The sequence below is a fragment of the Streptomyces sp. NPDC001668 genome (genome assembly GCF_042893155.1).
In the GTDB taxonomy this organism is placed as follows: Bacteria; Actinomycetota; Actinomycetes; order Streptomycetales; family Streptomycetaceae; genus Streptomyces.
In genome coordinates, this window is sequence record NZ_JBIAUQ010000006.1 from 40,177 (window position 1) to 53,064 (window position 12,888).

Annotated in this window: 11 protein-coding genes; 4 read left to right on the forward strand and 7 right to left on the reverse strand. The window is 73.8% G+C overall.

The window, feature by feature from the left end; translation table 11 throughout:
• The 3 genes from ACFYZ8_RS19830 to ACFYZ8_RS19840 are packed head-to-tail and all read right to left on the reverse strand — an operon-like array spanning nucleotide 1 to nucleotide 3,631.
• A complete protein-coding gene (locus tag ACFYZ8_RS19830) occupies nucleotides 1–1,716 on the reverse strand; it encodes an L-aspartate oxidase (protein WP_388537411.1) in 1,716 nt (571 codons plus the stop codon).
• Entirely contained in the window at nucleotides 1,713–2,705 is a 993-nt protein-coding gene (panC, locus tag ACFYZ8_RS19835; RefSeq protein ID WP_359030813.1) for a pantoate--beta-alanine ligase, read from the reverse strand. Before panC ends, ACFYZ8_RS19830 begins: the two co-directional genes overlap by 4 nt.
• The gene (locus tag ACFYZ8_RS19840; protein WP_359030812.1) at nucleotides 2,702–3,631 is read right to left on the reverse strand and encodes a DUF2520 domain-containing protein; all 930 of its coding nucleotides are present in this window, start codon (nucleotides 3,629–3,631) and stop codon (nucleotides 2,702–2,704) included. The genes panC and ACFYZ8_RS19840 overlap by 4 nt, the downstream gene beginning before the upstream one ends.
• Nucleotides 3,632–4,039: 408 nt before the next feature.
• Between ACFYZ8_RS19840 and ACFYZ8_RS19845 the strand changes: the two genes are divergently transcribed.
• Entirely contained in the window at nucleotides 4,040–5,146 is a 1,107-nt protein-coding gene (locus ACFYZ8_RS19845) for a DUF5937 family protein (protein ID WP_388537413.1), read from the forward strand.
• A gap of 117 nt (nucleotides 5,147–5,263) precedes the next feature.
• Here the strand turns inward: ACFYZ8_RS19845 and ACFYZ8_RS19850 are convergent, their stop codons facing one another.
• Both ACFYZ8_RS19850 and ACFYZ8_RS19855 read right to left on the reverse strand, forming a co-directional pair.
• A complete protein-coding gene (locus ACFYZ8_RS19850) occupies nucleotides 5,264–5,935 on the reverse strand; it encodes a response regulator transcription factor (protein WP_359030810.1) in 672 nt (223 codons plus the stop codon).
• A 149-nt stretch (nucleotides 5,936–6,084) separates the two neighbouring features.
• Nucleotides 6,085–7,287 carry a sensor histidine kinase gene (locus ACFYZ8_RS19855; RefSeq protein ID WP_359030809.1) on the reverse strand — a complete coding sequence of 401 codons (1,203 nt, stop codon included), beginning with the start codon at nucleotides 7,285–7,287 and terminating at the stop codon, nucleotides 6,085–6,087.
• A gap of 118 nt (nucleotides 7,288–7,405) precedes the next feature.
• On the opposite strand from ACFYZ8_RS19855, the gene ACFYZ8_RS19860 reads away from it, so the two are divergent.
• The gene (locus ACFYZ8_RS19860; RefSeq protein ID WP_388537415.1) at nucleotides 7,406–8,431 is read left to right on the forward strand and encodes an SAM-dependent methyltransferase; all 1,026 of its coding nucleotides are present in this window, start codon (nucleotides 7,406–7,408) and stop codon (nucleotides 8,429–8,431) included.
• Here the strand turns inward: ACFYZ8_RS19860 and ACFYZ8_RS19865 are convergent.
• Nucleotides 8,396–9,547 (reverse strand): NADH-quinone oxidoreductase subunit D, encoded by a 1,152-nt coding sequence (locus tag ACFYZ8_RS19865; protein ID WP_359030807.1) that lies wholly within the window; start codon nucleotides 9,545–9,547, stop codon nucleotides 8,396–8,398. The genes ACFYZ8_RS19860 and ACFYZ8_RS19865 overlap by 36 nt on opposite strands.
• Nucleotides 9,548–9,578: 31 nt before the next feature.
• On the opposite strand from ACFYZ8_RS19865, the gene ACFYZ8_RS19870 reads away from it, so the two are divergent.
• Both ACFYZ8_RS19870 and ACFYZ8_RS19875 read left to right on the forward strand, forming a co-directional pair.
• The gene (locus tag ACFYZ8_RS19870; RefSeq protein ID WP_359030806.1) at nucleotides 9,579–10,082 is read left to right on the forward strand and encodes a PH domain-containing protein; all 504 of its coding nucleotides are present in this window, start codon (nucleotides 9,579–9,581) and stop codon (nucleotides 10,080–10,082) included.
• Nucleotides 10,079–11,422 (forward strand): PH domain-containing protein, encoded by a 1,344-nt coding sequence (locus ACFYZ8_RS19875; RefSeq protein ID WP_359030805.1) that lies wholly within the window; start codon nucleotides 10,079–10,081, stop codon nucleotides 11,420–11,422. Before ACFYZ8_RS19870 ends, ACFYZ8_RS19875 begins: the two co-directional genes overlap by 4 nt.
• Nucleotides 11,423–11,452: 30 nt before the next feature.
• On the opposite strand, the gene ACFYZ8_RS19880 is transcribed toward ACFYZ8_RS19875, so the two are convergent.
• A complete protein-coding gene (locus ACFYZ8_RS19880; protein ID WP_388537417.1) occupies nucleotides 11,453–12,778 on the reverse strand; it encodes a hypothetical protein in 1,326 nt (441 codons plus the stop codon).
• Between the last annotated feature and the right edge of the window lie 110 nt (nucleotides 12,779–12,888).

A 12,888-nucleotide genomic window follows, 5' to 3' on the forward strand; every position in this document is an offset into this window, starting at 1 on the left:
TCACTGCTCCTGAAGGGGCTGCCGGGTCGGGGGGAAGTCTGCGGTATCGGTGGTGTGTACGGCGAGGGTCCGGTCGGGATTCAGCCGTACGACGATGTGGCGGCGCCATGCCGTGTCGTCGCGGTCGGGCTCGTCCTCGCGCCAGTGGCAGCCGCGCGTCTCCTCGCGCCGCAGGGCCGCGGCGACCAGGACACGGGCCACGCACAGGAGGTTGGTGGCCTCCCAGGTGTCGACGCCGGGCTCGGCCGTCTTGCCGTTCTCGGCGAGGGCGTCGCGGGCGTCGGCGTGCAGCTGGTGCAGGGCGTCCGCCGCGCCGGTCAGGGACGCGGCCGAGCGCAGCACACCCGCGCCGCGCGTCATGGTGCGCTGGATCGCGAAGCGGGCCTCGGGGGCGAGCAGCGGGTGGGCGGGCGTCTCGGGGCGCTCGACGGGTACCGGCACGCGCGCGTGGAGGCCGTTCGCCTTCTGGACCGCCGCGATGTCGGCCACGATGCGCTCGGCGTAGACCAGGCCCTCGAGGAGCGAGTTGGAGGCGAGCCGGTTCGCGCCGTGCACACCGGTGCAGGCGACCTCGCCGCACGCGTACAGACCCGGGACGGTGGTACGGCCCCGGGAGTCGGTGCGTACACCGCCGGAGGCGTAGTGGGCGGCCGGTGCGATCGGGATGGGCTCGGTGACCGGGTCGATGCCGTGGGCGCGGCAGGCGGCGAGGATCGTCGGGAAGCGGTGCTCCCACATCTCGGCGCCGAAGTGCCGGGCGTCGAGGAACATGTGCTCGGCGTCCCGCTCCTGCATGCGGCGCGTGATGCCCTTGGCGACGATGTCCCGGGGCGCCAGCTCGGCCAGTTCGTGCTGGCCGACCATGAAGCGCACGCCGTCGGCGTCGACCAGGTGGGCGCCCTCGCCGCGCACGGCCTCGGAGACCAGCGGCTGCTGTCCCTCCGCGTCCGGGCCGAGGAACAGCACGGTGGGGTGGAACTGCACGAACTCCAGGTCGCTGACCTCGGCGCCCGCGCGCAGGGCGAGCGCCACGCCGTCACCGGTGGACACGGACGGGTTGGTGGTCGCGGAGAACACCTGGCCCATGCCGCCGGTCGCGAGGACGACCGCGGGGGCGTGCACGGCGCCCACTCCGTCGTGCTGGCCCTCTCCCATGACGTGCAGGGTGACGCCCGCGGTACGGCCGTCGGCGTCGGTCAGCAGGTCGAGCACGAGTGCGTTCTCGATCGTGCGCAGGCCCCGCGCGCGTACGGCCTCGACGAGCGCCCGGGAGATCTCCGCGCCGGTGGCGTCGCCGCCCGCGTGCGCGATCCGGCGACGGTGGTGTCCGCCCTCGCGGGTGAGCTCCAGGTCGCCCGCCTCGGACTCGTCGAAGTGCGCGCCGGTCGCGATCAGCCGGCGTACGGCGTCGGGTCCCTCGGTGACAAGGATCCGCACGGCCTCCTCGTCGCACAGGCCCACGCCCGCGACCAGCGTGTCGTCCAGGTGCTGTTCGGGGGTGTCGCCCTCGCCGAGGGCCGCGGCGATGCCGCCCTGCGCCCAGCGGGTGGAGCCGTCGTCGAGGCGGGCCTTGGTGACGACGACGGTCCTGAGCCCCTCGGCCTCGCAGCGCAGGGCAGCGGTGAGGCCGGCGACGCCGGAGCCGACCACCACGACGTCCGCGTCGATGGACCAACCGGGCGCGGGCGCGTGCAGTCGTATGCCGGTGGTGGTCACGAGGCGGCTCCGAAGGTCAGGGGGATGTTGTCGATCAGCCGGGTCGTCCCCACCCGGGCGGCGACGGCTAGGACGGCCTCGCCGGTGAAGTCGTCGTCGATCTCGCTGAAGTCGGCCGGGTCGACGAGCGCGAGGTAGTCCAGGGTGAGCGGCGGGTCCTGGCGGGCGGCGTCGTCCAGGATCAGGCGGGCCGCCGCGCGGACGGCCGAGGGGGCACCCGGCAGGGCTTTGGCGACGGCGTGCGCGTCGGCGGCCGCGCGGGACTCGCCGAGGGCGCTCAGGGCCTCGGCACGCGCGTGTGTGGCGGGCACTTCGCGGGCCCGGGCCCGCAGCGCCTCCTGTGCCGCGTGCCGGTCGCGGCCCGCGAACAGGGCCCGGGACAGGGCGAGCGCCGTGTGTCGTTCCCGGGGCTTGAGGTAGCGGTTGCGGCTGGACAGCGCCAGGCCGTCGTCCTCGCGCACGGTGGGCACACCGACGATCTCGACGCCGAAGTTCAGGTCGCGCACCATCCGGCGGATCAGGGCGAGCTGCTGGGCGTCCTTCTGGCCGTAGAGGGCGATGTCGGGGCGGGTGAGGTGGAGCAGCTTGGCGACGACGGTGAGCATGCCGTCGAAGTGGCCGGGGCGCGAGGCGCCCTCCAGGAGCTCTCCCATCGGGCCCGCGCTGATGCGCACCTGGGGCTCGCCGCCGGGGTAGACCTCGTCGACGGAGGGCGCGAAGACGGCGTCGGCGCCGGAGTCCTCGGCGATCTTGAGGTCGGCGTCCAGGGTGCGCGGGTAGCGGTCGAGGTCCTCGCCCGCGCCGAACTGGAGGGGGTTCACGAAGACGGTGACGACGACCTCGCCGTCCGGCCCCGCGATCTCGCGCGCGGTGCGGATCAGGGTGGCGTGGCCCTCGTGCAGGGCGCCCATGGTCATCACGACGGCCCGGCGGCCCACGCGCGTGCGTGCGTGCAGTTCGCCGGCGGTGCGCAGCAGGGTCGTGGTCATCGGGCGTCTCCCTCGGCGCCGTCGGTCCCGGTGGCGAGTACCCCGAGGAGGTCCTCGGCGAGCTCCGGCTTCAGCAGTCCGTGGGCGAGCGCCCGGTCGGCGGTGGCGCGGGCCATCGCCAGATAGCCGGAGACGGTCTGCGGGGCGTGCTTGCGCAGCTCCGTGACGTGCGCGGCGACGGTCCCGGCGTCCCCGCGCGCGACGGGGCCGGTGAGGGCCGCGTCGCCGGAGCGCAGGGCGTTGTCGAGGGCGGCGCCGAGCAGCGGGCCGAGCATCCGGTCGGGCGCCTCGACGCCGGCCGAGCGCAGCAGCTCCATGGCCTGGGCGACCAGCGTGACCAGGTGGTTGGCGCCGAGGGCGAGGGCCGCGTGGTAGAGCGGTCGCATCTCCTCGTCGATCCACTCGGGCTCGCCGCCCATCTCGATGACGAGGGCCTCGGCGGCCAGCCGCAGCTCCTCGGGCGCGGTGACGCCGAAGGAGCAGCCGGCGAGGCGCTGGACGTCCACGGGGGTGCCGGTGAAGGTCATCGCCGGGTGCAGGGCCAGCGGCAGCGCGCCCGCGCGCAGGGCGGGGTCCAGGACCTTCGCGCCGTACCGTCCGGAGGTGTGCACGAGCAGCTGCCCCGGCCGCACCGCCCCGGTCTCGGCGAGCCCCTCGACGAGTCCGGGCAGGGTGTCGTCGGGGACGGTCAGCAGCACCAGGTCGGCACGCTGCAGGACGTCCGCGGGGGCGACCAGCGGGACGTCCGGGAGCATCAGGGCGGCCCGTCGCCGGGAGGCGTCGGAGACTCCGGAGACGGCCACCGGGCGGTGCCCGGCGAGCTGGAGGGACGCGGCGAGCGCCGGGCCCACCCGGCCGGCGCCTACGACGCCGACGGTGAGCCGCGCGGGGCGGTCCTTGCTGTCTGGCTGTGGGGCTGTACTCACGCGACGGTGGCCTTCCCGTTCCAGTCCGCATCTGGGTACCGGACGATTTCTCGTCATGTTAACGCGATCGGTCGGAGGGGCGTCCGGTTGTCCACAGGCTGTGGGTGAGGTCGGCAGCCGGGGCGGGCCTGCCGGTGCACATGCCGCCCCCCGTCCCAAGGCGCGGCGCCCCACCAGGACCGCCCGGAACCGCCGGTACTCGCGCAGATCGCGCATTACCCGCACGTCGTGGGTGCCGGGCGCGGGCGGACGGGGGTGCCGAGGCCCCGGCACGGCAGGTGCCGAGGAGGTGCTGGTGATGCCCATCCCCCGGACTGCGGCGCCAGGGCTGCCGCGTCGCGTCGCGTCGATTGACGGCCCCTGTCAATCGACGACGGCGCTGTCAGTGGCCGGGTGCACCATGTGGGCATGAGCGTGCGCATCGACATCGCGGGGCTGCGGCCGGAGAGGGTCGCCGTCGTGCCGTCCCCCCTGGCCGGGCTCTGCATGGCGCTGCACGCGCTGGCCGAGCCGGGGCACCATCCGGGACTCCAGGCCTGGGTGACGGGTGTGACGGCCCGGCTCGACCCGCATCTGGCCGACCGGATGTGCGAGGCGGACTTCCTGTGGCGGACGACGTTCTCGGACCTGTTCATGCCGTTCGCCGGCGTCGCGGGCAGGTCCACGCTCCCCGGGGCCACCATCGGCGAGGACCTGGACCTGCTCGACAAACTGACGGACGAGCAGTTCGTGGACGCGGCACTGGAGTTCACCTGCGCGCTGCCGTACTCCTCGCAGAGCCCGAGTGTGCTCTCCGACCGCGCGCTGCGCCGGCGTGCGCTGGAGCTGGCGGCGTCGCGCGGGCCGCAACAGGTGCGGTTCGCCGAGCGGTTGCTGGCCGACCCGCCGCGGATCCGGGCCTGGTTCCGGCAGTTCGCGCAGGACTGCGACGAGGCGTTCTTCGCGGACACCTGGTCCCGGCTGCGCCACCAGCTCGCGGCGGACGCCCGCCACAAGATCGACCTGCTGCGCCGCAAGGGCCTCGCGGAGGCGCTGACCGCGGTGTCCCCCGCGGTGACGCTCGACGAGGCGGCGGGCCGGATCACGGTCGACAAGCTGGGCATCGGACACAGCGCCACCGCGGAGGGCGGTCTGCTGCTGATCCCGACAAGCCTGGGCTGGCCGCATCTGAGCGTCCTGCACCGGTACGGCTGGCAGCCCGCCCTGCACTACCCGGTCGGCTCCCCCGAGCTCGCCTCCCCGCCCTCGGTCGAGCAGCTGGCCCTGCGGCTGACCGCGCTCTCCCACCCCGTCCGGATGCGCCTGTGCCGCCATCTGGCCCGCAGCGCCTGCACGACCAGCGAGCTCGCCCAGGTGCACGGCATGACCGCCCCGGAGATATCCCGGCACCTGAGCGTCCTGAAGAAGGCGGGCCTGATCACCACCCGGCGCCGCGGCCGGTACGTCCTGCACCAGCTGGACGTCACCGTGGTGGCGCGGCTGGGCAGCGACTTCCTGGAAGGGATATTGAGGTAGCCGCTCCGAGGAGCCCGCCCGGTGTCTCAGCCCCGCCGGGTGTCTCAGCCCCGCCCGGTGTCTCAGCCCCACCGGGTGTCTCAGCCCCGCCCGGTGTCTCAAGCCCCGCCCGTCGTCTCAGCCCTGCCCGCCCGCGCGCACCAGCCCCGTCTCGTAGGCGAGGACCACCACCTGCACCCGGTCCCTGAGTCCCAGCTTGGTCAGGATGCGGCCCACATGGGTCTTCACCGTCGCCTCGGACAGCACCAGCCGGGCCGCGATCTCCCCGTTGGAGAGCCCCTGCGCGACCAGCATCATGACCTCGCGCTCACGCTCGGTGAGCCGCTCCAGCTCCTGGTGCCGGGGTTCCTTGGCGGTGGTGGGCAGCATGGGCGCGAACCGGTCGAGCAGCCGCCGGGTCGTCGAGGGGGCGACCACGGCGTCACCGCTGTGCACGGCACGGATCGCGGTGAGCAGCTCGCCGGGCGGCACGTCCTTGAGCATGAAGCCGGAGGCACCCGCCTTCAGCCCGGAGAAGGCGTACTCGTCGAGGTCGAAGGTGGTCAGGATCAGCACCTTCGGCGGGTCGGGCTCCGAGCAGACGCGGCGGGTGGTCTCCACGCCGTCGAGTTTCGGCATGCGGACGTCCATCAGGACGACGTCGACGGCGGTCGAGCGCAGCACCTGAAGGGCCTCCACACCGTCCCCCGCCTCCGCGACGACCTCCATGTCCGGCTGGGCTGCGAGCACCATCCGGAACCCGGTGCGCAGCAGCACCTGGTCGTCGACGAGCATCACGCGGATCGTCATCGGTCCTCTTCCGTTTTCTCGGGGTCGTACAGCGGGTGGCCGGGCTCGTACGGCGGGTGGCCGGGGTTCGTGCGGCCGGTGGGCGGCGGTGTGGCGGCGTCGGGTGGTCAGGGGGCGTGACAGGTGTCAACAGGGGGCGTGCGGCGGCGTCAATGCGCTGGTTTGAGCGGCAGCAGCGCACTGATGCGGAATCCTCCGCCGGGGCGGGGGCCCGCGTCCAGGGTGCCGCCGACCATGCCGACGCGCTCGCGCATGCCGATCAGGCCGTGACCCGCGCCGTCGGCGCCGCCCTCCTCGTACAGCTCGTGCGGGGCGCCCTTGCCGTCGTCCTCGACGAGCAGGCCGAGGCCGTCGTCGAAGTAGACCAGGCGCACGCTCGCGCCCGCGTTCGGGCCGCCGTGCTTGCGGGTGTTGGTGAGCGCCTCCTGCACGATGCGGTACGCGGTGAGCTCGACGCCGCTGGGCAGCGGGCGCGGGGTGCCCTCGATCTTGAAGTCGACGGGGAGCCCGGAGCCGCGGCACTGCTCTACGAGGTCCTCGATCTGCTCGACGTCGGGCTGCGGGACGTACTCGCCGCCCTCCTGGTGCTCGCCGGTGCGCAGCACGCCCAGCAGGCGGCGCATCTCGGCGAGGGCCTGGCGGCCGGTGGAGGAGATCGTCTCCAGCGCCTTCTTCGCCTGGTCGGGCGCGGCGTCGAGGACGTAGGCGGCGCCGTCGGCCTGGACGACCATCACGGACACGTTGTGCGCGACGACGTCGTGCAGTTCGCGGGCGATGCGGGCGCGCTCGGCGGCGACGGCGACCTTGGCCTGCGCCTCGCGCTCCTTCTCCAGGCGGGCGTTGCGCTCCTCCAGCTGCGCGAAGTAGGCGCGGCGGGTGCGGATCGAGTCGCCGAGCACCCAGGCCAGGGCGAACGGCACGGCCTGGAAGATCATGAGCGCGACATTGCCGAGCGCACCGGTGTTCTCGTTCGGCCAGCGCAGCTGCGCGACGGGGGCCGCGCACAGCCCGATCGTCAGCGCCAGCCGGGACGCCCAGCGGGTGCCCGTGGCGGCCACGGTGTAGACGATCACCAGGAAGGCGAAGTCGGCGGACGTGGTCTCCACGTCCAGTACCACCTGCGCCGCACCGAGCCCGATGGCGAGCAGCAGCATCCGCTCCGGCATGAGTCTGCGCAGCGCGATGACCAGGCACAGCAGCAGGACGATCGGGACGATCGCCATCGGGGACCGGGTCCCCTGGTACTCCCCACGGGCGGTTTCGCTCGCGAGCGAGATCCCGAGCAGGATGACGGCCCAGAAGACGTCGACCCCTGTCGGGTGCCTGCGGAGGAAGTCATAGAGGCGCTGCACGTAACCCAGCGTAGGGAAGCGTGATGCGTGCAGGGGTCAACCGGAGGACCGATCCCTGCCGACCGCGCGTACTCCCCAAGGTGGAGGGCCTGTTCCCCGGTGCGCCTAGCCTGACGGCGTGACCGATCACACTACGACCGGGGCGGCGGCGGGCTGGACCGGCTGGCGGGCCGCCGCCGAGGCCGCCCTGTACGGCCCGGACGGCTTCTACCGCAGGCCGGAGGGGCCCGCCGGACACTTCCGTACGTCCGTGCACGCCTCTCCGCTGTTCGCCGAGGCGGTGGCCCGGCTGCTGTGCCGCCTCGACGAGACGCTCGGCCGGCCGGCCCGGCTCGACTTCGTCGACATGGCGGCGGGGCGGGGCGAGTTGGCCGCGGGCGTCCTCGCCGCGCTGCCCGCCGAGGTGAACGCACGCACACGCGTGTACGCCGTCGACGTCGCCGACCGCCCCGCCGACCTCGATCACCGGATCGAGTGGCGGTCCGAGCCCCCGGAGAACATCACCGGGCTGCTGTTCGCCAACGAATGGCTGGACAACGTACCCGTGGAGATCGCCGAGACGGACTCCGCGGGCCAGCCGCGACGGGTTCTCGTACGGCGCGACGGCCGCGAGCGTCTCGGGGAACCGGTCCTGGGCGCGGAGGCCGAGTGGCTGGACCGGTGGTGGCCGCTGCCGGCCGAGGAGGGGCTGCGGGCCGAGATCGGCCTGCCCCGGGACGAGGCGTGGGCTTCGGCGGTCGCGACGGTCGGGCGGGGGCTCGCGGTCGCCGTCGACTACGCGCACACGGCGTCCTCGCGCCCCCTGTTCGGGACGCTCACCGGCTTCCGTGAGGGGCGCGAGTGCGCACCCGTGCCGGACGGTTCCTGCGACCTCACGGCCCATGTGGCGCTGGACGCGTGCGCGCTTCCCGGAGGGCGCGTGCTGACCCAGCGCGATGCCCTGCGCGCCCTGGGCATCGCAGGCGCACGCCCCCCGCTCACGCTGGCGTCCACGCACCCAGCGGAGTACGTACGCGCCCTCGCGCGCGCCGGAGAGGCCGCCGAACTCACCGCGCCGGGCGGGCTCGGCGACTTCGGCTGGCTGCTCCAGCCGGTCGGCGTGGACGGACTACTTGTCGATGTCCCCGACCACGAAGAACAGTGACCCCAGGATCGCCACCATGTCCGCGACCAGCGTGCCCGGGAGCAGCTCGACCAGGGCCTGGATGTTGTTGTAGGACGCGGAGCGCAGCTTCAGCCGGTACGGGGTCTTCTCGCCCTTGCTGACGAGGTAGTAGCCGTTGATGCCGAGCGGGTTCTCGGTCCACGCGTACGTGTGCCCCTCGGGCGCCTTGAGGACCTTCGGGAGCCGCTGGTTGATCGGCCCGGGTTCGAGTTCCGCGAGCCGGTCCAGGCAGGCGTCGGCCAGGTCCAGGGCGTTGTGGGTCTGCTCCAGGAGGACCTCGAAGCGGGCGAGGCAGTCGCCCTCCTGGCGGGTCACCACCTTCAGGGTGTCCTGGAGCTCCCCGTAGGCGAGGTAGGGCTCGTCGCGGCGCAGGTCGAAGTCGACGCCCGAGGCACGCGCGACGGGCCCGCTGACGCCGTACGCGTGCACGGTCTCCGGGGCGAGGACGCCCACGTCCCTGGTGCGCCCCCGGAAGATCTCGTTGCCGAGCACCAGGTCGTCGAAGCGGTCCATGCGCGAGCGCACGGCGGAGACGGCCGCACGCGCGCGTGTGCTCCAGCCGGCCGGCAGGTCCTCCTTGAGGCCGCCGACGCGGTTGAACATGTAGTGCATCCGGCCGCCGGAGACCTCCTCCATGACGTTCTGGAGGACCTCCCGCTCCCGGAACGCGTAGAAGACCGGCGTGATGCCGCCGAGCTCCAGCGGATACGAGCCCAGGAACATCAGGTGGTTCAGCACCCTGTTGAGCTCGGCGAGCAGCGTGCGCGTCCACACGGCCCGCTGCGGGACCTCCATGCCGAGCATCCGCTCCACGGCGAGGACCACGCCCAGCTCGTTCGAGAAGGCCGACAGCCAGTCGTGGCGGTTGGCGAGCATGATGATCTGGCGGTAGTCGCGCGCCTCGAAGAGCTTCTCCGCGCCGCGGTGCATGTAGCCGATCACCGGCTCCGCGCTCATGATGCGCTCGCCGTCCAGGACCAGCCTCAGGCGCAGCACGCCGTGCGTGGACGGGTGCTGCGGTCCGATGTTGAGCACCATGTCGGTGCTCTCCGCGGCGCCGCCGATGCCGACCGTGGTCTCCGTCGTAGGAGTCATGGACACAGTCTCTCCTACGTACGCTGGCCTCATGGAGACGGGGAGCGGGCAGGGCACAGAGGTCGCGGGCGACGAACCGGTGTGGACCGGGCTGCCGCGGGGGCTGCTGCGGATGCGCCGGTTGCTGCTGGTGGTGTGGCTGGGACTGCTCGCGGTGGGCCTGGGCGTGCTGCTCGGGCTGCTGTGCGGGCCCGTCTGGGCGGCCTTCGCGTTGGTGCCGCTCGCCCTCATGGGCTGGGGCTGGGTGGTACTCGGCCGCAACTGGCGCTCCTGGCGCTACGCCGAGCGCGCGGACGACCTGCTGATCAGCCGGGGTGTGCTGTGGCGCGAGGAGACCGTCGTGCCGTACGGCCGCATGCAACTGGTGGAGGTCACCTCCGGGCCCGTGGAGCGGCACTTCGGGCTGGCCAGCGTCCAGCTGCACACCGCCGCCGCGGCGACCGACGCGACCATCCCCGGCCTCGACCCGGCCGAGGCGGAGCGGCTGCGGGACCGGCTCACCGAACTCGGCGAGGCCCGATCGGCGGGCCTGTGACCACGCCGGGCGTCGACGACGCCGTACAGGAGAAGCCGGACAGGGAGTCCGTCACCGAGCGGCGGCTGCATCCCATAACGCCGCTCAGGCGGGCGTGGGCGCCGGTCGCCGTCGTCATCGGGTGGGCCCTGCACGACCCCGACCAGGCGCAGCGCCAGCTGACCCGGCTGACGACCACCGCCCTGCTGATCGCCCTTGCCGTCGTCATCCCGGCCGCGGCCCTGTACGGCTTTCTCACCTGGTGGTTCACCCACTTCGCGGTGACCGACACCGAACTGCGCATCCGGACCGGGCTGGTGTTCCGGCGCACCGCGCACATCCGCCTGGAGCGGATCCAGGCGATCGACGTCACCCAGCCGCTCCTCGCGCGCGTGGCGGGTGTCGCGAAGCTCCGGCTGGACGTCGTCGGCACCGACAAGAAGGACGAGCTGGCCTTCCTCGGGGAGCGCGAGGCGCGGGCGCTGCGCGCGGAACTCCTCGCGCGCGCCGCCGGTTTCGCCCCCGAGACCGCGCACGAGGTCGGCGAGGCCCCGGCGCGCGAGCTGATGCGCACGCCCCCGCGCGATCTCGCGCTCTCCCTCGTGCTGACGGGCGCCACCTGGGGCGCGCTGGTCGCCGCCCTCGTCGTACCGCCGCTGCTGTGGTGGGCCACCCACAGCCTGTGGACGGTCCTGGCGACCGCCGTGCCGCTGCTCGGCGCGGCGGGGGCGAGCAGCGTGGGGCGGTTCGTCTCCGAGTACGACTGGACGGTGGGCGAGTCCCCGGACGGGCTGCGCATCGACCACGGCCTCCTGGACCGCACCCACGAGACGGTGCCGCCGGGGCGGGTGCAGACCGTACGGATCGTGGAGCCGCTGCTGTGGCGGCGGCGCGGCTGGGTGCGGGTCGAGCTGGACGTGGCCGGGTCCTCCAACTCCGTGCTGGTGCCGGTCGCTCCGCGCGAGCTCGCCGAGGCGGTCGTCGCGCGCGTGCTGCCCGGAGTGACCGTGCCGCCGCTGTCGGAGCTGTCACGGCCCCCTCGGCGGGCCGGCCGGTGCGTGCCCGTGTGGTGGCGCGGTCACGGACTCGCCGTCACCGACGCGGTGTTCGCCTCCCGCCAGGGGCTGCTGCGCCGGAGCCTGGCGCTCGTCCCGCACGCGAAGGTCCAGAGCGTACGGCTCACCCAGGGGCCCTGGGAGCGGCTGTGGCGGGTCGCCGACGTGCATGTGGACACGGGCGCGAACAAGACCGTCACGGCCCGCCTGAGGGACGCGCAGGAGGCCGCGGAGCTGCTCGGGGCACAGGCGGAGAGGTCGCGGACGGGACGGAAAGGGGCACGGCCCGACCGGTGGATGGTCTGACCGTGCCCCTCACGAGCGGCCGTACGTCCGTCAGGAGACCGCGCTGCGCAGTCCCTGCAGGTTGATCTGTTCCGTCTCGTCGTGGGCCGTCAGGTCGATGACCTGGCCGACGCCCCGCGACTCCTCGTCGGCCGGCTTGAACTCCGCCTCCGACTCCGCCTTGTGCAGGGCGAGGGCCTCCTGGCCGACCACGTCGGCGAGGTCCTCGTTCTGCACGGCCTCCAGGGCGTCGCGCGAGGCACCCGACTTCGTGCCGAAGAAGTCGAAGCCGCCCTCGACCCGGGGACGCCGCTCGGGAGCCGTGGGCACGACCGCCACCGCGGTCGGCGCGATGAAGTGCCCGGCGGGCTGCTGCTGGGCCTGGGCGGCTCTGCCCGTGGTCGTGGCGGCCGCGCGCTCATGCCCGTCGGCCGCCTCGGGCTTCCCCCGCGCCTCGTCCTCCTGCGCGGCCTCCGCCTCGGTGCCGACGGCGTCCGCCGGGGCGGAACCGGCGTTCACCGGCTGGGCCTCGTGGTCGGCCGGCGTGTCCTTGTGCGTGGCCGGCGAACCCTGGCGGCCGGCCTTGGGCTCGCCCTTCGCGGGCTCCGCCGCGGTCTCCGCGTCGGCCTCGGGGCGCGCCTCCGCGACGGCCTCGGTCCTCGTGGCCCCGTCGCCGCCCTCGTCGAGCCGCTTCAGCGCCGCGTTCGCCCGCAGGAACAACCGGGAACCCTCCGGGGAGAAGATCGCGGGCCGCTTCGGCGCCTCCTCGGCGGTCTCCGCGGTCTCGGCGCCCTCCGCGACATCCTCGGCCTTGGCCTCGGCGGGCTCCGAAGCCTCCGCCCCGGTCTCGTCCCGCGCCCCGGCAGCCACCGCCAGGGGCTCCGCCCCGCCCCGCGCCGCCGGCGGCAGCGCACGGTCCGGGGCGGCCTCTATCTCCAGCAGCCGGCGGCCCTCCAGCGCGCTCGCGCGCTCGGTCTCCGCGGTGGCGTACCGCCGCAGCAGCGCCGCGTGTTCGTTGCGCAGCCCCGCCAGCTCCGCGCGCTTGGCCCGCAGCCGCTGCTCCAGCTTGACGCGCAGCTCCCGCGACTCCTCGAGGTCGGTCTCCAGTTCGGCGACCCGCTCCTCGTGCCGCCACTCGTCGCTCGCACGCGCGCGCGTGAGGTCGGCGACCTGTTTGCCCGCCTGCGCGTCCCAGCGGCGCATGACGGCAGCCCCGACGACCGCGACCGCCGCGGCGAAGGCGGCTATCACGCGCAGCACGGCCTGCTGCGAGAACACCCAGGGGCCGAAGGCGCAGACGAGGGAGACGCCTGCGATCGCCGACGGAGGCAGCAGCCTGTGCAAGGGCGGGGAATGGCGGTGACGTCCACGTGGCATGGCCAGAAACTTACCGCGAGTAGGCGAACCATGGTGCCCCGCCCCGTAAAAACACAGCCACCCCGTGGCCTTCACACGACATCAGGAATCGGAACGGCCACCGAATTCGG